We start from the raw sequence: 18015 nt of genomic DNA, 5'->3' as shown, positions 1-18015 counted from the left end.
AGATGATTAAATACATCGAGTTAGATGGGAAAGTACCGAAACATTCGCTCGATATTTTTAGCACGACACACGAACATTATCACGATGCCGCCGTCTTGCTCAACAATTCGATCGTGGTTGTTGATTTTGATGAACGAAACGAGGCGATTGAGAAACTCTTTCGCCTCTTCCCTACTTTACGAGTGGAAACCAGCCGCGGTTGCCATTTGTATTACCAAAAGCCGAAAGGTGTCTTAATTAAAAACTGGACAGGAAAATTGACGGTCGCTGGCATGACAATAGACTACAAGACAGGGAAAAAGTCTATGGCTGTCATTAAACAAAATGGTAAATTGCGACGGATGCAAAATGAGCATTTTTTAAACGATTTGAGCGCGCTTCCAATGCTTCCAGTCTATTTATACCCGATGCACTTAAAACACGTATTAATGGGGCTTGTAGAGCACCAAGGACGCAACTCTGCGTTATTTACACACTTACTCACCGCGAAAGAAATGTATGAATTAGACGATACGTTTATCGAGGAATTGGCTCATTTTATTGATGAACTTGTATTTGGCGAACCTTTGGGAAAAGAACTTATCCATGTCATTGAGTCCGTTAACCAAACATACGACAAAAAGAAAAAAGGACAAGCTGTTCAATTTTTGAACGAAAAAGATATTGTCATGACAAGTGAAGTACTTGTTCAACGCCTGGATATTAAATACTACCAGCAAAAGCTGTATTTTAAACAAGACGATCATTATGTACACAATGACAATAAACTGCTACGCGAAATTGATAAGCTGATTAAACTAAAACCAAACCAGCATAAACAACTGATTGAACTATTTAAAATCAAATCCGAATACATTGAAGAACAAGACTTTCCGATTAAGCTTCCAGGAGGCTATATTATTGACGACGGAGAAGTTATTGAAGCAGATTATGGGTTTACTCCCTATTACTTAAATGTGCAATACCAAGAAGATGCATATGACGAGCATGTGGATCAATTTTTAGACTTTTTCACAATGAACCGAAAAGACTTGCGTATGGTCATTGAAGAAATGTTTGGCCATATTTTGATGACTCATTCCTTTCCGCACGTCGTCTTTTTCTTTCAAGGACATAAAGGAAATAACGGAAAAAGTACATTTTTGAAAATGATTAATGCATTTGCTGGCGATTTAGCGTCACAACTCACGTTAAATGACTTTAACGATGCAACCAGCGTGGCATTTTTAGAAGGGAAGCTCGTGAATATCGGTGATGATATCGACGCAAGTTATATGGAACAGTCCAAAAACTTTAAAACACTCGCTTCCGGCGACCCCATTATGGTTCGCCCTATTTACCAACAGCCGTTCAAGTTGAAAAACCGAGCGACGCTTATTTTTACATGTAATGACATGCCGACATTCAAAGATAAATCAGGTGGGATTGCCAGACGCGTCGTTGTCATCCCTTGTGACAATCATGTAAAACGTCGCGACCTTGATTTAGATCAAAAGTTATCAACGCCGAATGCAAAAAGTTATATTTTGCGCCTTGCACTTGAAGGTATTCAGCGAATCAAAGCGAATGGCGGCAAATTAACCGATAGCTTAACGATTCAAGCAAAAACGAAAGAATACTTTATTGCAAGTGATAGTGTACTAGCGTTCGAGAGCGAAAATCAGCACTTGATTTTGAATCGTCCAGCAAAAGATGTATATCACGCTTATGTTGCCTTTTGTTTCGAAAATGGTTTACGTGAAGTGGGGAAGGTTGAATTTGGACGGAGATTGGCGAATGTTGGGTATGAAACTAAAGTTAGAAAAATCAATGGCAAACCGATTCGATACTATCAAAAGGTTACAGATATGGTTACAGATCAATGAAACATCTGTAACCTTTCATTCCTTTTAAAAACATTGATATTTCAACATTTCTGAACGCTTTTACATAAAATGGGGTTACACTTCCAAAATTTATCTGTAACCTTTATAATTATTGATATATCAATATTTTTTCTTATTTTTTTATTAAGGTTACAGATAAATAGTCAAATAAACTTTTAAAAAAATATAACTTCAAAAATAGAAGATAAAAAAATAAAAAGTTTTTCTGAGGATAATCTGTAACCTATGAAATAAACATCTCAAACTATTGATATATCAACGTTTTTGAGGGTTACAGATGATTTTTAAAACATCTGTAACCACTCACACATAACACAGGAGGCATTGATGGATGAGCTCTTACGTGAATATAAACAAACGTTGAAGCAAACAAAAAAATTACTCGAACACGCACCAGAACAAGATAAAAAGATAATTAGAGGAATAATTTCGAACCTTGAATTCACGATTGAATGGCTCACAACCGGACGACGACCTGGTCATAAACGAGGCATCGAGCGACGCGCGGCTTATCAACGTGAAAAATTATTTGACCCATTACTCATGCAAAAATTTTTCCGTTCGAGTGAGCCAGTTTATGAGTGGGACGATCACGAAAGGGAAAGTGTCATTACGAGCTGGGATCAGGAACGCATTGAGGACGCTTTGTCGGTGCTCACCGAACGAGAACGAGAAGTGTATCTCATGTCGCGAGGATATTGCTTAACATATAGCGAAATTGCGAATTATCTTTGTATCTCTTCAAGTAGTGTCCAAACGATGATTGAACGCGCTGAAAGAAAAATAAAAAAACGCATAAACGAAAGCCTCTTCTGTATGTGCGGATGAGGCTTTTTTTGTCGTGTAAATGCCACTAATAAGTAGAACGACGTTTTCCTCCTTTCATGAGTGCCTAGTCAAACGCTAGGCACTTATTTTATGTATGGGGTGATGAGGATGTATAAATTACGCGATCATTTATCGGATGATGAAATAAAAAAATTAAAGGCGAAGAAGAAAAAAGATAAATTGTCCATGCGTGATGTGATGGAGTTAATGGGCGTTCGCCGAGACACGTACAAGCGGGTGCGTGGGGCGATTCGAAGGAAGTGAGGAGGTAGGTGAGTGTGCAATATGATTTATAAGAAGCCGAAGTTTCTGATATGGAACAAGAAATTTGATATACCTAAAGAAAAGCAAACGGAAATGATTATAGATGCTATTGCAGTGATAATCAGCAAAGATATATTGTGCCCATTAAGAAAGAGAGCGGCTAACTTATTATTAAAAGCTCTTTTACCAGGCTACACAGAGATTATTGAAGATTGTGCGGTTGTTGTAAATAGAAACGACCCGTTGGTCATTAAATGGGCAAAAGAAGTTAAAAAGAGAGATGGTTATAAATGTGTTAAATGCGGTTCAACAAAGAAATTACACGCCCATCATATTAGTCAGTGGTCGGATGATCCAGTAAACAGAATCAATATTGATAATGGAGTCACTTTGTGTAGCGAGTGTCACGCCAAAGAACACGAAGATATTGCTCATCTGATACTCAGCTAGGAAGGCGGTGGGATAGGATGAGCGGAAGAAAATCTTTGTGGGAAGAGTTGGAGATGGATGAAAAATTAATTCTTGTTGAAGGTTGGGCTAGAGATGGTTTAACGGATGAGCAAATTTATTCCAATTTAGGCGTGAGTAAAGATACATTTTACAGATGGAAGAAGAAAAAAAGCGAATTTAGAGAGGCCTTAAAAAGAGGAAAAGAAGTCGTTGATCGCATGGTGGAAAACGCCTTATTGAAAGCGGCACTTGGATATGAGTATGAGGAAGAAGTCGTCGATAACAAAGGGCGTAAACATACGGTGCGGAAGTATGAAAAACCAAACACCACAGCGCTTATCTTTTGGCTAAAAAACCGCAAGCCGGAACAATGGCGTGATAGACAAGAACACAAGATCGACGCGAATTTCGGTGTTCAAATTATCGACGATGTTGGTGGAACTGATGAAGAAGATTAGATTGTCTGAAGTGTTTACGCCAACGTTTCAAAAAGTATGGGCGCTGGTAAAAGAACAGCGTTATTTGCGATACGTGTTGAAAGGCGGCCGCGCTAGTGCGAAATCGACGCACATCGCAATGATGGTGTTATTGCTAGTGATGCGCTTCCCAGTGACGGCTTTGGTCGTTCGGAGAGTCGGAAACACGCTCGCTGATTCGGTGTTGGAACAGCTGAAAGAAGCGATGGAAATACTAGGTGTCACCGAGTATTTTCAAATCACCGTGAACCCAATGCGGATTACGTATTTACCGAGAGGAAACCGCATTTTGTTCCGCGGTGCTGACGACCCGCAAAAAATCAAATCGATTAAAGCGTCACGCTTTCCGTTGGCCGTGATGTGGATTGAGGAGCTCGCTGAGTTCAAGACGGAAGAAGAAGTATCTGTCATCGAAAAGTCGGTGTTGCGTGGCGAGCTCCCAGACGGATTGCGATACACGTTTTTTTACAGCTATAACCCACCGAAACGGAAACAGTCGTGGGTCAACCAAAAATACGAAACGCAGTTTCTTCCTGAAAACACGTTTGTGCATCACTCGACGTATTTGGACAATCCGTTTTTGTCAAAAGACTTCATCGAAGAGGCGGAGCACACAAAACAAACGAATGAAATGAAATATAGACATGAATATCTTGGAGAACCGATTGGAAGTGGCGTTGTTCCATTCGACAACTTGGTGTTTCGAACGATTACAGATGACGAGATGAAGAGTTTTGATAACATCCGACAAGGTATCGACTGGGGATACGGTGTGGATCCGTTTGCGTTTGTGCGTTGGCACTATGATAAAACCAGACGGATCATTTATGCCATCGATGAAATATACGGTGTGAAGCTATCCAATCGCGAAGTCGCGGAAAAGATTAAACAAAAAAACTACCATCTGGAACCGATTATCGCCGACAGCGCCGAACCAAAATCAGTGGATGAAATGAAAAAAGAACACGGGATTCCGAGAATTAAAGGTGCAAAAAAAGGTCCGGGAAGCGTGGAGTATGGGGAGAAATGGTTGGATGATTTAGAGGCAATTGTGATTGATCCGAAGCGAACGCCGAACATTGCGCGGGAATTTGAGTCGATTGACTATCAGGTGGACGCAGACGGCAATCCAAAACCAAAGCTGGAGGATAAAAACAACCATACGATCGATGCTACACGGTATGCGTTTGAAGATGATATGAAACGACCATCCGTATCAATCTTGAAATAGAGGAGGTGATCGCATGCTAATTGAAGATTTATTTCGCGCGCCATGGCATGAACGAGCATTGGCAGAGCTGGCCAAAGGAATGATGACAGACGAACAACTTTTGATGGCTGTTATCAAAGACTGGGAAACGAGTGAAAAGCGTAAATGGATGGTGATTGGCGAGCGATATTATCGTACAAAAATGGACATCGAGAAAAAGCAACAAGACATTACTTGGCGCTCGAATCAAAAGCTGGCTCATGATTTTGTGAAGAAGCTTGTCAATCAAAAGGTTGGCTATTTACTTTCAAAGGAGCCGACGATTGCGACAGAAAACGAAGACTATCGCAAAATCATGCAAGACATGTTCGATAAACGGTTACTGAAAACAATTAAAAACCTTGGCAAAGAAGCGATCAATAAAGGGATCGCTTTTTTGTATGTGTACATTGATGAAAAAGGCGAGCTGTCGTTTAAAAAGATTCCGAGCGAACAAATTATTCCGTTTTGGAAAGATAACGACCATGAAGAAATTGTGTCGTTTATTCGCGTGTATGAAGAAGTGGTGTACACGAACACACAAAAGCAAAAACAAAAGAAAGTTGAGTATCATCATCCGAAAGGAATTAAATATTACATTTGGCAGGCTGATTCACTCGTTCCAGACGTACTCGCTGGAGTGGAAACGAACTATCATTTCACGATCAACGAGAAGCCATATCTGTGGGAGCGCATGCCGTTAATTGCGTTCAAGTACAATGAAGAAGAGCAGCCACTTATCGACTGCATCAAGTCATTGATTGACGATTACAACTTGCAAGCTTCCGTAAATGCAGATTTACTTGCAGACATCCCGAATTTCATTTACAAGCTTGTGAATTATGGCGGCGTTGACTTACAGGAATTTTTAAACGATTTAAACCGATACCGTGCAGTGAAGCTAGATGAAAACGGCAATGTGGATAAGCTCCAAGCTGATTTACAGACAGACTCGGTCGAAAAAGAGTTATTGCGCATCCGCAAAGCCATCTATGAATTTGGGCGCGGTGTCGACACACAAGACGAAAACTTAGGTAATGCGAGTGGCGTGGCGCTACGATACCGATACTCGGATTTGGATATGGATTGCAACATCCTTGAAACCGAGTTCCAGTCAAGTCTTGAGCAATTGATTTGGTTCATTGATCAATACTTGTTGATGACGGGGAAGGAGGATTTCACGAATGAGCCGATTTCAATCATCTTCAACCGTGACATCATCATCAACGAGTCAGAGGTCATCGCCAACTGCCAAGCTTCCGTCGGTATTCTCGATGACCAAACGATTCGTGAAAACCATCCGTGGTATACGGGACAAGTGGAAGAACGATTGAAAAAGCAACAAGAACAAGAACAAATACCCAACAGTTATCAAGGAGCGTTTCAGAAGCAAAGGAAAGATGGGAACGTGAATGAATAGTCGGCAGTATTGGGAACAACGCGCGACGCAAAGAGAACAGGAAGCACAGCTGATCGTTGAGAAGTATTTGGCGCAGATGCAACAGCGACTGAAAGAAGCGCAGCAAGACATTTTAAGGCAAATTGAAGCTTTTTATGCCCGATATGCGAAAGACAATCAAATTTCGCTGTATGAAGCAAGGAAGCTATTAACATCGCAAGAAATAGAAGCATTCAAGGAAGTTGACCTCGCTCGTTTTCGCGCCATGTCCCTTGAGGGCAATCCGCAGTATGAAAATTTATTGAATGCGATTAGCTATCGCGTTCGGATCTCTCGTTTGGAAATGCTTCTTGCTCAAATTGAAATGACGATGCTGCGTTTATACGGTGGTAAAAATGGCTTACAAGATTACGTTTACACAGGGCTAGTCGATGTGTACCAAAACTCGTACTATCACTTTATGTACGACTTTGCGATGGCTGGAATCCCGGCAAACGTTCAAATACTCGACGACAGCACGATGCGTGAAGTGATGTCGTACAACTGGAGTGGCAAAGAGTTTTCCAAACGGATTTGGGGGCATGAGCAAGAAATAATGCAACAAATCCGAAAGTCGTTGGAACAAAGCTTCATCATCGGCCGTTCCATTGATCGAACAGCGAAAGAAATTGTGAAAGTGACGGATGTGGCATACTCGCGTGCTGAAGCGCTAGTGCGAACAGAAGCAAGCTTCTTTCATAACTTGGCGGCGCAAAACAGCTATCGCGATGCGGGGATGGAGAAATACGAGATTTTAGCCACGCTCGATATGCGAACATCGGATATTTGTAGATACCAAGACGGCAAGGTTTATAACGTGAAAGATTATAAGCCTGGTACGAACGCACCGCCGTTTCATGTGCGTTGCCGAACGACAACGATTCCGTATTTCGATGAATCGGAGTACACACACGGTGAAAAACGTCAGTCGATGAATGGTTTGGTGGATTCCGTTTCGTATGAAGAGTGGTATAATAGACACATCAAAGGGAATACACTGGAGATAAGGAATCCTGGACAGTACTCCAAGCAATATCTTCAAAAAATGAATGATACCTTTAAATATTTTAAAAATGAAGGATTTTCCTTTAAAGAACATGCTGTGAATCGTGTGCTGGGTCAAAAACAAAGCAAAGGAAAAAGAAAATTTACAAAAGAAGATGTTTTAGATGTACTCAAGACAGGTAAAAAATATCATCAGGCAGAAGGGAACAAAACAGTGTATTTTAAAGACGGTATTGCTGTCATACAAGCTAATGATACTGGCGAGATTGTTAGTATTGTTACTAGAAAGAAACCAAAAAAAGATTGGAGGGAAATCGATGGATGATTTGTTGTGGTGCATCGAAGGTTATCTTGAAGGAAATTTGTCTCCAGAGCAATTTTCTTATGATTTTCCTGCTATGTATGCTTCATATTTCGATAATGCAGATTTAGATGAAAAATATATCGATGCGTTTGATGATATTTCGGAAGCGTGCGGTTGGTACGAACCGGATCCGATTCATAGGCAAGACTATAGTGACTACATTGGAGAAGAAGAGTTGAAACAAGTTGTGCAAAAAAAATATCAAGTGATTAAGAATTTGCTAGATAAAAGCACCTAACCAATCAAAACGGTTACGTGCTTTTTTTATTCTCGTCTTTTTAGCATTTGCAGACGTTAAAGAACAAAGCGGTTCGTGGCCGTAACCACGTAAAAAAACGTAACCAGGAGGGAGTAAGAATGAAACGCGAATTTCTTGAAAGTTTAGGTCTTGAAAAAGACGTCATTGACAAAATTATGGCTGAGCATGGGAAGTCGGTAGAGGCGCAAAAAGCGAAAGTAGACGATTTAAAAACAAGCTTAGACGACATGAAAAAACAGTTAGAACAACGTGACAATGACTTAAAACAACTCAAGAAGCAAGCAGTAGGAAATGAAGAACTTCAAACGAAGCTTGCTGACTTAGAGAAGCAATATAAGGACGAGAAGGCGGCATATGAGGCAAAAATCAAAGAAACGCAATTGAACAGCGCGATTAAACTTGCGATTAACGGGAAAGTACATGATGCCGACCTAGTTGCATCGCTTCTTGACAAAAATACAATCGAACTCGATGAAAACGGCAACATCACAAAAGGACTGGAGGAGCAGTTAAAGACGCTGCAGGAAACCAAGTCCTTTTTATTTGTACCTGAAAACAGCAATCAACCAAAAATTACAGGTATTAAACCAGCAGAGGGTAGTCCGACTGGCGGTGAGCCGTTTAGTTTACGCGACGCATTAGCTCAGCGACTAGCACAACGATAAAAATTTGAAAAGGAGTGTTGTTAAATGCCTATCACATTAGAACAAGCAAAAGTCGGTATGGCTGACAAAGTAGACCAACAAGTAGTCGATGAATTTCGTCGTTCTTCTCTTTTACTTGACCGTTTAGTATTCGATGATGCTGTTTCGCCGGGTACAGGCGGCTCTACATTAACATACGGATACCAACGCTTGAAAACACCGTCTACCGCTCAATTCCGTAACATCAACGAAGAATACGCAGCAAACGAAGCAGACCGCGAAGACATCTATGTAAAACTCAAAATCTTCGGTGGTGCGTTTGAAATTGACCGTGTCATCCAAGACACAAGCGGCCAAATCGATGAAATACAGTTCCAGCTACAACAAAAAATCATTGGAGCGCGCAATTTGTTCCATTACACCGTTATCAACGGTGATTCTGCCGTCGACTCTAAAGCGTTCGACGGATTGAACAAGGCGTTAGCCGGTTCGTCTACGGAATTGAACACGGATGGTGTCATTGACGTATCGACTGCCGCTGCTATTGAAGCGGATAAATTTGCATTGCTTGATGCGATTGATAGCTTTCTTTCAGAACTAGATGGTCGTCCAACCATGCTCATGGGCAATAACAAGCTAATCACCAAAATTAAATCGGTTGCTCGCCGTGCCGGATACTTGACGCAATCGGAGGATGCGTTCGGCCGTACGGTCGATCGATATGACAATATTCCACTTTTAGACTTGGGTTATTTTGTACAAATTTCTGGAGGTGTTCCAACTACTGTTCCGGTCGTACCGATTGTGAATCGTACTATTAATACGCAAAATGTAGCGGGTTTAACGGATCTTTATGCCATCAGCATCGGTATGGATGGTTTCCACGGTGTAACGGTAAAAGGAAATTCTGTGATCCGCACATACTTGCCTGATTTCAATTTACCGGGAGCGGTCAAAAAAGGTGAGGTTGAAATGGTGGCGGCCATCGCATTGAAAGCGACGCGGAAAGCGGGCGTATTGCGCAACATTAAGGTAGCGTAAGGGGGGTAACAATATGGCGATTATCAAAGCTCCTAACCCGAAATACAACGGCGTGAGCGCTTCGCTTACGTTTGTGAATGGTCAAGCGAAAACTGACAATAAATGGCTGATTCAATGGTTTAAAGAGCAAGGATATGAAGTGAGTGAAGAAGAGAAAAAGGGAACGAAGAAAGCAACAGAAAAGGCAGCTGAATGACAATGACGGTGCTTGATATTGTCAAAGCCAAGCTGGACAATCCACTGCCGGATGATCGCCTGGTCATGTATATTGAAGAAGTAGGAGAAGCGATCAAAACGTTTTGTAATCGTGATGACATACCGGACGAGCTTCGGTATGTCCATGCGAACATGGTGGTCGATTTCATTGGTCTGAAGCAAAAAAATGCTCCCGATGCCGAACCGGCTGTTCAATCCATCAAAGAAGGGGACGTGCAAGTCACGTTTGCGGCTCATGAAAAGAGCCAAGGAGAAACAGAAGTGGAAAGCATCGTTCATTCCTATAAGAGCGCGTTGTATAAGTTTCGTAAAATGAGGTGGTAGCATGTCGGTTCGTGACATCTTTCTCAAAGCTAAATCCGCAGTCGAACGACTGTATGACCGAACAGCTACTATCCAGCGATATGAGGCGTATCAGAAGCCGAATGGCGCCGATGGAATGCAATGGGTGACAAAGCATGAAAATGTGCCTTGTCGCCTTTCTACTGTCGGCATGCAAACGCTCAATAACGCATCACAAGACGATGTCAATGCTATTCAGTACGATGTGAAAGTTTTTTTGTCTAGCGACATCAACGTGCAAGCAGGAGATGTTTTTGTAATCGATGGAGTGCGCTACGAGTCAGCAAAAGAACCGTTTGTGTATGTCACCCATCAAGAAGTGCTATTAACTCGAAAGGATTACGCATAATGGGTTATGAATTTAGCGAAGTGCGGCTATTGAAGCAGCATTTAGTGGAGCTCAATAAAATCGCTCACCAAGTGCAAATGAAAGTCGCGCAGCGTATTGCACAGTTGGCCATTCGGAAAGTGAAGAAGTTAACGCCTGTCGATACAGGGAACTTGCGAAACAACTGGAAGTATTATGTGATGAGCAAGGGCGATACGATATATATTCACATTTACAATCAAGCTGAGTATGCGTCGTTTGTGGAAAATGGACATCGTATTGTGGTGGCTGGACAGACCGTCGGATGGGTAGAAGGGCGGTTTATGTTGAAACTCACGATGAACGATATGCAAAAAATCGCCCCAAACATGTGGCAACGGGAGATGGAAAAGGAGATGAGGCGAATCCTTGGAGATTAAAACGCTCATCATTCAACAAATTAAACAAGTGTTCGGAAATGTCAAAGTATACGACGAAAAAGTCAAGCAGGGACTTCAAACCCCTGCTTTTCTCGTTCGTATGATTCAGTCTGAACAAGAACGAAAAATCAAAGGACAAGTGTGGCGGACGCACTCGTGGAATGTTGTGTATTTTCCACAATCAACAGAAGTGAACGATGAATGCGACAACGTGTTTGAAACGTTTCAAACAGAATTTCAGTATATCGCCAACAAATATCATGTGTATCGATTAGAAGGAGTAAAGCAAGATGATGTGCTTGTCATTACATTCGATGTGTCGGCACGACTACAAGAAGTGACGACCGAAACGAAGATGCAGATGTTAGGAGGTGTTTGGATTGGCCAAACAAACTGAAAAACAAATGCGGTATGGAAAATCGGCTTTCATTCGTGCGCCAGAATACGCAAAAGATCGATTGTTGCTTGAAGTGTTACTCGATGAATCGAGAACGTACACGAAAGAAGAAGTGGACTCGCTGTTGAGTGAGTGGAAAGCGAAGGAGGTTCAATAATGGCAGGTGGAACATGGAAGACGCAAAACAAGGTTCGTCCTGGTGCGTATATCAATTTTGAAACGAACAGTTTAAACACGATGGCGCCTGATTCCAACGCAATTGTGGTGATTCCGGTCAAGTTGGACTGGGGAGAAACAAGAAAATTTGTGAAAGTTTCGCCGAACACGAAGTTTAAAGAAGTATTCGGCAAGGATTTAAGTGCAATCGTTCCGATCCGTGAAGCGTTTAAGGCGACAAATCAAGTCGTTGTCTATAACTTGAACAGCGAAGGAACAAAAGCAACAGCGACGGGTGGAGGATTAACAGCAACAGCGAAATATGCGGGTGCGGACGGAAATAAAATTTCTGTTGTTGTGACGGCGAATTTAGACGGAACCGCGACAGTGAAGACATACTTTGACGGGGCGGTTGTCGATACACAGACGGTAGCTGCCATCGCTAATTTACAGCCTAACGCTTTTGTGACGTTCAGTGGTCAATTGCCGACATCAGATGTGACATTGACGCTTGCTGGAGGAACAACAGGGACGGCAACAAACGATGCGTACGCAGACTTTGCGGCAGGATTGGATACGCAAGATTTTAAGGTGGTGGCTGTTGGTACGGACGATTCGACAGTAAAAGCATTGCTGACATTGAAAGTGAAAGAATGGCGTGCGAATTACGGGAAAAATGTAACGTTGGTGACGAACAATTACAACGTTGCTGACCATGAGGGCGTGGTTTCTGTATTGAATGGCGTTACGCTTGAAGGTGATGAACAATTGAGCGCTAAAGAAGCGCTGTATTGGTATGCGGCGGCATATGCGAGCGCTGGCACCAATTCATTAACCTATGCCGAGTATCCGGGCGCAATTGATTGCGAGCGTAAAACGCATGAAGAAATTGAACAAGCATTGAAAGATGGACACATTGTCTATACGTTCAATCGTGATGCGGTGGTCGTAGAGCAAGACATTAATACGTTCCGTTCTTTCACACCGACGAAAAATCAAGACTTCCGCAAAAACAAAATCATTCGTGAAATGGATATTGTATCGGACAACACACAATATATCTACTCCAAGTATTTTATCGGAAAAGTGAACAACAACGAAGATGGACGGAATTTGTTCAAAAAAGAAGTGATGAAAACCGTGTTAGATCCTCTTGTGCGGGCAGGCGCTTTGGAGCCATATAATCCAGATGAAGTTGTTATTGAGCAAGGTGATGAAAAAGACGCTGTGTTGGTCAATGTAGGACTTAAATTCGTTGACGCCATGGAAAAACTATACATGACAGTGGCATGCAAGTAATAAACGGAGGTGATAAATATGTCACGTGTAATGGAATCGAAAGACGCGATTTCTTCGAAAGAAGGGACGTTATATATTACGATTGACGGAAAGTCATATGAGTTCGCGGAAATTGTGAAATTTGACGCCACGATTGAATATATCAAAGCTGACGTCAAACGTGTAGGCGCACGTATGAACGGAAGTAAAATCGTCGGGGCAAACGGAAAAGGGAACATGACGTATTACTACCACCGCCCAGAAATTCGTGCCATGGCATTGGAATACTTGCGGACAGGGAAAGCGCCGATTTTCGATGCAATGTTGGTGAATGCAGATATTACAAGCGCAGCTGGCAAGCAAACAGCAATCATTAAAAACATCGTACCAGACAGCACACTTGTCGCTAAACTAGATGGCGATTCCGACGATGTCCTAAAAGATGAAGTGTCGTTTACGTTCGATGATTTCGACTTGCTAGACCAATTCAAAACGATTAACTAAGGGGGAGCCATATGAGCAAGTTTAAGGCATTCTTAAAGGGAAATGTTAAACAATACGAAAATGTGGAGTTGAAGCTGGAGCGTTTTGACGAACCACTCGTTTTACGTCCGTTGACCGCGGGTGAAGCTGATGCCATCAACGAGCGTTGTTTCAAATTTCGCCCAGGTAAAGGCGGCAAAATGGAGCGCGTTTTTGATGTGGTGAGATACAATCGTGAAATTTGCGTGGCGTCGATTGTGTACCCAGATTTAAATGACCGTGAGCTACAAGAATCCTATGGTGTGCTAGGTGCGGACAAGCTATTTGCTGAAATGTTTCTTTTAGGAGAAGCAAACCAAATTCTTGAGAAGGTAACGGAAATTTCAGGATTAGATAAAACGATGGACGAAGAGGTCGAAGAAGCAAAAAACTAATTGAGGAAGGTGGAGAGGCGTTCTATGCGCATGTCGCTCTCCACCGTTTTCATTGGCGTCCTCGTGAATTTTTGGAGATGGATCGAAAAGAAAAAGCTTTTGTCATGGCGAGCATTCAGATCGAATTGAAAAAAGAAAAGGAAGAGCATGACCGTATAAAAAGTAAGATGAGGGGGTGAGCGAATGGCTGGGGTTCAAACAACGTTGGCGTTAAATGACAAATTGACGGGACCACTTATGAAAATGATTCGTGCGATGGATGCAACCATTCGCGTCATGGAAAAGATGGATGCGAGCGCGACTCAATTAGATACAAAGGGACTAGCGAAAGCGCGTAAGGCGATTACAAACGCATCAGCTGATTTAGAACGCTTAATGGTAGCTTCTAAACAGGCGGACAGCTCTTTAACGCCACTCGGCTCTAAATTTGCCAACTTACCTCCGCCAGTCAATCGGGCGACAAGTGCTGTGAAAGAGTTTTTTGGAGCATTTTTATTGTCGACAGCAGCTTTTGCTGCACTACAAGGAATTCAAAATGGAATCCGGTCGTTCGTTCAAGCCTCAGACGCTTATGTTTCTACATCGGCGCGTCTAGCGAATATCAATGACGGCTTACAAACACAAGCACAACTACAAGAGAAAGTATATCAAGCCGCGCAACGTAGCCGAAGTGGCTATATCGATGTAGCCAACTCCGTTTCGAAACTTGGGCTACTGGCAGAGGATGCGTTCAAAAACAATGATGAAATCATCCGATTCTCTGAATTGATGGGCAAAGCGTTTACGGTGTCGGGCGCGTCCACTTTTGAACGCCAAGCTGGTATGTATCAGCTCACCCAAGCGATGGCGGCAGGCAAACTACAAGGCGACGAGTTCCGTTCCATCATGGAAAACGCTCCGATGCTTGCTCAAGCGATTGCTGATTTTACTGGGAAAACAAAAGGGCAACTTAAAGAAATGTCGGCAGAAGGAACGATTACAGCTGACATTATTAAAGCGGCTCTTTTTAAGGCGGCAGACGACATCGAAAAGAAATTCAAAAACATGCCGTTAACATTCAGTGACGCGATGACGATGTTTAAAAACTGGTCGCTTCGCGCGTTTGAACCGTTGTTGATTCGATTTAACCAGTTTGTCAACTCCGATGCGTTCGCCAAAATGGCGGAACATGCGATGTTTTTTGTCAAAGTTTTTATTGCAGGAATGGATCTCACATTTGACGCGTTGGAGTTTTTTTATCGAATGGTTGGGGCTGTGGGACGTTTCTTTGAGGAAAATTGGTCATGGATTGCGCCAATTTTAACTGTAATTGGTTCTGTTTTAGCAGGGATTGGCGTGATTTTGCTCGGTCTTGCGGCAAAATGGTTAGTAGTGAAAACAGCTACAATGATTGCTGCAGCGGCTCAATGGGTTTATAACACAGCCATGCTTAGTTCGCCAGCTACATGGGTGTTGTTGGGTATTATTGCGCTGCTTGCATTGGTCATTTATGCAACGGTAACTTGGGCAGACCAAACTGCTACAGTAGTCGGATTCATTACAGGTTTATTCGCAAGTTTAGGAGCGTTCATTTGGAATATCGTCGCGAATATTTGGAATGCGTTTGCGATGGTTGCTGAATTTATTATGAACGTCTTTTTTGACCCTGTATATGCGGTGAAAAAGCTATTTTACGACATGACAAAAATGGTCGTAGACAATATGGCTGCGCTTGCTGGTTCATTTGAAACGGCTGCAAACTTTTTAGCAAAAGTATTTGTTAAAGGAGCAAATATCGCCATTGGCGCGGTCAACGGTTTAATCAAAGCACTGAACATGATACCGGGCGTAAACATTAGCACGATTGGCAAGTTAAGCGCTGGTTCGGTAGGCAGTATATCCAATGGGCTTAAAAACTTTGCGGCAAACATTAAACCACCAACAAGTAGCGAATTTATGGTTAATATTCCGAGAATGAAAATGATGAATGTCCCACAAGCATTCGCGGCAGGAAATGCTGCAGGAATGAAATTTACCAAAAACATGTCTGAAAAGCTTTCTGGGATATTGGAAAAAGCAAAAAGTCTAGCGCCCAATATGAAAACCGAAAACCCGTTTAAGCAATCCTTAGGCAACCAAATCGCAAATAGCCCAGGAATGAAAAATCCTCTAGCGAGTGGGAAAGACGACAAAAATCCGACAGGTGGTAAGCTCGATAAAATTGGGAAAATTGACGACGAAATTAACATTGCGGAGGAAGATTTGCAAGTATTTAAAGAACTAGCAACGATTAAGTCTATTCAGAACTTCGTCACATTAACGCCAACGGTTCAAGTGAAAACAGGTGACATTCGAAATAACGTCGATATAGACCAACTTGTTCGTCGTTTTGAAGAAAGTATGGTCAACGAAATCGCCCGTTCGGCAGAAGGGGTGTATGCGTGATGGAACGAGCCATTTATTTTCATGTAAACGACCAAGAAATGTTTCGTCTGCCGGTGAATCCTGAAAAAGTGAACGTAAAAACAGAAGGGGACGGAGAGGAGTTTACGATTGCAAAGCTTGGGCGTGTAAACGTACCAAAAGACAAAAAGTTATCGGGCTTCTCTCTCGAATCCTTTTTTCCTGCACAACCTACTCATTATTCAGGAGCAATTTTTAAAGAGCCTCAATATTACATTGCTTTATTAGAAAAATGGATGACGAACAAACAACCAGTTCGTTATATCTATGTCAACGGTTCTTTTACAATCAATGAACTTGTGACGATTGAGCGCTTCGAATATGATGAATCGTTCGGTAGCGAAGACGTCAACTTTTCACTTGAATTGAAAACATATGTGCCATTCGCTCCTAAAAAAATGCAAGTGGTCAAAAAACAGACGTCATCGGCTGTTCAAGTCGTAAAGAAAAATGCACCTAGTCGACCAAATACGAAGCCGAAACCGACGACATACACGCTAAAAGCAGGCGATAATCTTTGGAAAGTAGCCAAACTTTATACAGGAAACGGAAACCGATATCCAGAGCTGCAAAAACTAAACGGAATTAAGGATAGTCAGTTGCGGAAGTTACCAATCGGTTTGGTATTAAGAATTCCTACAGATTGGGTGAAATGATGGAAGTGTTGATTGATAATCGAGACGGTACAATATGGGAGATGCCTGTTTCGAATGTCCAATGGAAAACAAGTAGGATCGGAAAGGCTGGGACGTTGGACGCCAAATTAATACTTGAACAACCAACAAAATTCCCGGTCAATAGTGGTGCTATTATCCGTGTAACTGATGGGGAACATAAAATTTTTTACGGATATGTGTTTGAAACAGGCTTCAACACGAGTAGTGAATTTCACATAAAGGCATATGACCAATTGCGATATCTCATGTACAATGACACATTCGTGTTTTCTGCGACAACAGCGACGGCTGGCATCAAAAAAATCGCAACCGATGCAGGTTTGAAAATCGGAGCATTGGAAGAAACGGGATACAAAGTACCGGCGATGGTGGAAGACAACAAAAAAGCGCTCGATGTGGTAGCAAAGTTTTTAGATTCGACATTGATTGCAACGAACAGAAACTATGTGCTGTTCGATAATTTTGGAAAATTGGAGCTGCGCAATATCAATAACATGGCCATTTCAGCAGACGACTTCTACATTGGAGAAGAGAGTCTGCTTTTTGATTTTGACTATAAGAAATCGATTGACGATGAAACATACAATCGCATCAAATTGGTACAAGATAATAAGAAAACAGGCAAACGTGAGGTGTACATTGCTCAAGACAGCAAGAACATCGCGAAGTGGGGGCGACTTCAAGAGTTTCGTAAAGTCGATGAAAAGATGAGTGCGGCACAAATCAAAGATTTGCTTAATAAACTCATTCAATTGCGTAATCGGGAAACGAAATCGTTGAAACTCAATTGCATCGGTCATTGGAAAGTGCGCGCTGGTTGTTTTGTGTTTGTGTACATTGAAAAAATCGGCATTAAACAATATTTCCTCGTCGATGAATGCACGCACAATTGGGAAAGTGGCGTGCATACGATGACGTTGGATTTGAAGGTGATTTGAT

Annotated in this window: 23 protein-coding genes; all 23 read left to right on the top strand. The window is 42.1% G+C overall.

Annotated features, from left to right (window positions below; translation table 11 throughout):
- Window positions 1–2 precede the first annotated feature (2 nt).
- The 23 genes from ETB99_RS04060 to ETB99_RS03950 all read left to right on the top strand — a co-directional run bounded on the left by ETB99_RS04060 (window position 3) and on the right by ETB99_RS03950 (window position 18014).
- On the top strand, window positions 3–1865 hold the full coding sequence (locus tag ETB99_RS04060; RefSeq protein WP_171699965.1) for a phage/plasmid primase, P4 family: 1863 nt from the start codon (window positions 3–5) through the stop codon (window positions 1863–1865).
- A 348-nt stretch (window positions 1866–2213) separates the two neighbouring features.
- A complete protein-coding gene (locus ETB99_RS04055; protein WP_171699964.1) occupies window positions 2214–2714 on the top strand; it encodes a sigma-70 family RNA polymerase sigma factor in 501 nt (166 codons plus the stop codon).
- A 108-nt stretch (window positions 2715–2822) separates the two neighbouring features.
- Window positions 2823–2978 (top strand): hypothetical protein, encoded by a 156-nt coding sequence (locus tag ETB99_RS04050; RefSeq protein WP_171699963.1) that lies wholly within the window; start codon window positions 2823–2825, stop codon window positions 2976–2978.
- 21 nt (window positions 2979–2999) lie between these two features.
- Window positions 3000–3428 (top strand): HNH endonuclease, encoded by a 429-nt coding sequence (locus tag ETB99_RS04045; protein WP_253263546.1) that lies wholly within the window; start codon window positions 3000–3002, stop codon window positions 3426–3428.
- 17 nt (window positions 3429–3445) lie between these two features.
- The gene (locus ETB99_RS04040; protein WP_171699961.1) at window positions 3446–3886 is read left to right on the top strand and encodes a helix-turn-helix domain-containing protein; all 441 of its coding nucleotides are present in this window, start codon (window positions 3446–3448) and stop codon (window positions 3884–3886) included.
- Window positions 3873–5135, top strand: a complete 1263-nt coding sequence (locus tag ETB99_RS04035; RefSeq protein WP_171699960.1) for a PBSX family phage terminase large subunit — start codon at window positions 3873–3875, stop codon at window positions 5133–5135. The genes ETB99_RS04040 and ETB99_RS04035 overlap by 14 nt, the downstream gene beginning before the upstream one ends.
- 13 nt (window positions 5136–5148) lie before the next feature.
- Window positions 5149–6573: a phage portal protein gene (locus ETB99_RS04030; RefSeq protein ID WP_171699959.1), complete on the top strand. Its 1425-nt coding sequence runs from the start codon at window positions 5149–5151 to the stop codon at window positions 6571–6573.
- Entirely contained in the window at window positions 6566–7921 is a 1356-nt protein-coding gene (locus ETB99_RS04025) for a minor capsid protein (RefSeq protein WP_253263542.1), read from the top strand. Before ETB99_RS04030 ends, ETB99_RS04025 begins: the two co-directional genes overlap by 8 nt.
- Window positions 7914–8198 (top strand): hypothetical protein, encoded by a 285-nt coding sequence (locus ETB99_RS04020; RefSeq protein ID WP_171699958.1) that lies wholly within the window; start codon window positions 7914–7916, stop codon window positions 8196–8198. The genes ETB99_RS04025 and ETB99_RS04020 overlap by 8 nt, the downstream gene beginning before the upstream one ends.
- Window positions 8199–8317: 119 nt before the next feature.
- Window positions 8318–8884 (top strand): phage scaffolding protein, encoded by a 567-nt coding sequence (locus tag ETB99_RS04015; RefSeq protein ID WP_171699957.1) that lies wholly within the window; start codon window positions 8318–8320, stop codon window positions 8882–8884.
- A gap of 24 nt (window positions 8885–8908) precedes the next feature.
- Window positions 8909–9904, top strand: a complete 996-nt coding sequence (locus tag ETB99_RS04010; protein WP_171699956.1) for a major capsid protein — start codon at window positions 8909–8911, stop codon at window positions 9902–9904.
- Window positions 9905–9917: 13 nt separating this feature from the next.
- The gene (locus tag ETB99_RS04005) at window positions 9918–10100 is read left to right on the top strand and encodes a hypothetical protein (protein WP_171699955.1); all 183 of its coding nucleotides are present in this window, start codon (window positions 9918–9920) and stop codon (window positions 10098–10100) included.
- Complete coding sequence (locus ETB99_RS04000) at window positions 10097–10444, top strand: head-tail connector protein (RefSeq protein ID WP_253263541.1); 348 nt, start codon at window positions 10097–10099, stop codon at window positions 10442–10444. Before ETB99_RS04005 ends, ETB99_RS04000 begins: the two co-directional genes overlap by 4 nt.
- 1 nt (window position 10445) lies before the next feature.
- Window positions 10446–10811: a hypothetical protein gene (locus tag ETB99_RS03995; RefSeq protein WP_171699954.1), complete on the top strand. Its 366-nt coding sequence runs from the start codon at window positions 10446–10448 to the stop codon at window positions 10809–10811.
- Window positions 10811–11209, top strand: a complete 399-nt coding sequence (locus ETB99_RS03990; RefSeq protein WP_171334864.1) for an HK97 gp10 family phage protein — start codon at window positions 10811–10813, stop codon at window positions 11207–11209. Before ETB99_RS03995 ends, ETB99_RS03990 begins: the two co-directional genes overlap by 1 nt.
- Entirely contained in the window at window positions 11199–11606 is a 408-nt protein-coding gene (locus ETB99_RS03985) for a phage tail terminator family protein (protein ID WP_171699953.1), read from the top strand. Before ETB99_RS03990 ends, ETB99_RS03985 begins: the two co-directional genes overlap by 11 nt.
- Window positions 11590–11763: a hypothetical protein gene (locus ETB99_RS03980; RefSeq protein ID WP_171334862.1), complete on the top strand. Its 174-nt coding sequence runs from the start codon at window positions 11590–11592 to the stop codon at window positions 11761–11763. Before ETB99_RS03985 ends, ETB99_RS03980 begins: the two co-directional genes overlap by 17 nt.
- Entirely contained in the window at window positions 11763–13061 is a 1299-nt protein-coding gene (locus tag ETB99_RS03975) for a phage tail sheath C-terminal domain-containing protein (RefSeq protein WP_171699952.1), read from the top strand. Before ETB99_RS03980 ends, ETB99_RS03975 begins: the two co-directional genes overlap by 1 nt.
- 18 nt (window positions 13062–13079) lie before the next feature.
- Entirely contained in the window at window positions 13080–13544 is a 465-nt protein-coding gene (locus ETB99_RS03970; protein WP_171699951.1) for a phage tail tube protein, read from the top strand.
- A gap of 11 nt (window positions 13545–13555) precedes the next feature.
- Complete coding sequence (locus ETB99_RS03965) at window positions 13556–13957, top strand: phage tail assembly chaperone (RefSeq protein ID WP_171699950.1); 402 nt, start codon at window positions 13556–13558, stop codon at window positions 13955–13957.
- A 183-nt stretch (window positions 13958–14140) separates the two neighbouring features.
- Entirely contained in the window at window positions 14141–16381 is a 2241-nt protein-coding gene (locus tag ETB99_RS03960) for a tape measure protein (protein ID WP_171699949.1), read from the top strand.
- Window positions 16381–17055, top strand: coding sequence for a LysM peptidoglycan-binding domain-containing protein (locus tag ETB99_RS03955; protein WP_171699948.1), 675 nt, complete (start codon window positions 16381–16383; stop codon window positions 17053–17055). The genes ETB99_RS03960 and ETB99_RS03955 overlap by 1 nt, the downstream gene beginning before the upstream one ends.
- A complete protein-coding gene (locus tag ETB99_RS03950) occupies window positions 17055–18014 on the top strand; it encodes an XkdQ/YqbQ family protein (RefSeq protein ID WP_171699947.1) in 960 nt (319 codons plus the stop codon). The genes ETB99_RS03955 and ETB99_RS03950 overlap by 1 nt, the downstream gene beginning before the upstream one ends.
- Window position 18015 lies beyond the last annotated feature (1 nt).

The sequence above is a fragment of the Anoxybacillus sp. CHMUD genome (assembly GCF_013096965.1).
Taxonomy (GTDB): Bacteria; Bacillota; Bacilli; order Bacillales; family Anoxybacillaceae; genus Anoxybacillus; species Anoxybacillus kestanbolensis_A.
Note: the sequence above shows the minus strand (reverse complement) of the source record. Positions and strands in the feature narration are given on the sequence as shown.

Excerpts from the sequence above, each read along its gene's own strand:
- ETB99_RS04060 (WP_171699965.1), top strand. The coding sequence starts at position 3 with ATGATTAAATACATCGAGTTAGATGGGAAAGTACCGAAACATTCGCTC.
- ETB99_RS04055 (WP_171699964.1), top strand. The coding sequence starts at position 2,214 with ATGGATGAGCTCTTACGTGAATATAAACAAACGTTGAAGCAAACAAAA.
- ETB99_RS04050 (WP_171699963.1), top strand. The coding sequence starts at position 2,823 with ATGTATAAATTACGCGATCATTTATCGGATGATGAAATAAAAAAATTA.
- ETB99_RS04045 (WP_253263546.1), top strand. The coding sequence starts at position 3,000 with ATGATTTATAAGAAGCCGAAGTTTCTGATATGGAACAAGAAATTTGAT.
- ETB99_RS04040 (WP_171699961.1), top strand. The coding sequence starts at position 3,446 with ATGAGCGGAAGAAAATCTTTGTGGGAAGAGTTGGAGATGGATGAAAAA.
- ETB99_RS04035 (WP_171699960.1), top strand. The coding sequence starts at position 3,873 with ATGAAGAAGATTAGATTGTCTGAAGTGTTTACGCCAACGTTTCAAAAA.
- ETB99_RS04030 (WP_171699959.1), top strand. The coding sequence starts at position 5,149 with ATGCTAATTGAAGATTTATTTCGCGCGCCATGGCATGAACGAGCATTG.
- ETB99_RS04025 (WP_253263542.1), top strand. The coding sequence starts at position 6,566 with ATGAATAGTCGGCAGTATTGGGAACAACGCGCGACGCAAAGAGAACAG.
- ETB99_RS04020 (WP_171699958.1), top strand. The coding sequence starts at position 7,914 with ATGGATGATTTGTTGTGGTGCATCGAAGGTTATCTTGAAGGAAATTTG.
- ETB99_RS04015 (WP_171699957.1), top strand. The coding sequence starts at position 8,318 with ATGAAACGCGAATTTCTTGAAAGTTTAGGTCTTGAAAAAGACGTCATT.
- ETB99_RS04010 (WP_171699956.1), top strand. The coding sequence starts at position 8,909 with ATGCCTATCACATTAGAACAAGCAAAAGTCGGTATGGCTGACAAAGTA.
- ETB99_RS04005 (WP_171699955.1), top strand. The coding sequence starts at position 9,918 with ATGGCGATTATCAAAGCTCCTAACCCGAAATACAACGGCGTGAGCGCT.
- ETB99_RS04000 (WP_253263541.1), top strand. The coding sequence starts at position 10,097 with ATGACAATGACGGTGCTTGATATTGTCAAAGCCAAGCTGGACAATCCA.
- ETB99_RS03995 (WP_171699954.1), top strand. The coding sequence starts at position 10,446 with ATGTCGGTTCGTGACATCTTTCTCAAAGCTAAATCCGCAGTCGAACGA.
- ETB99_RS03990 (WP_171334864.1), top strand. The coding sequence starts at position 10,811 with ATGGGTTATGAATTTAGCGAAGTGCGGCTATTGAAGCAGCATTTAGTG.
- ETB99_RS03975 (WP_171699952.1), top strand. The coding sequence starts at position 11,763 with ATGGCAGGTGGAACATGGAAGACGCAAAACAAGGTTCGTCCTGGTGCG.
- ETB99_RS03970 (WP_171699951.1), top strand. The coding sequence starts at position 13,080 with ATGTCACGTGTAATGGAATCGAAAGACGCGATTTCTTCGAAAGAAGGG.
- ETB99_RS03965 (WP_171699950.1), top strand. The coding sequence starts at position 13,556 with ATGAGCAAGTTTAAGGCATTCTTAAAGGGAAATGTTAAACAATACGAA.
- ETB99_RS03960 (WP_171699949.1), top strand. The coding sequence starts at position 14,141 with ATGGCTGGGGTTCAAACAACGTTGGCGTTAAATGACAAATTGACGGGA.
- ETB99_RS03955 (WP_171699948.1), top strand. The coding sequence starts at position 16,381 with ATGGAACGAGCCATTTATTTTCATGTAAACGACCAAGAAATGTTTCGT.
- ETB99_RS03950 (WP_171699947.1), top strand. The coding sequence starts at position 17,055 with ATGGAAGTGTTGATTGATAATCGAGACGGTACAATATGGGAGATGCCT.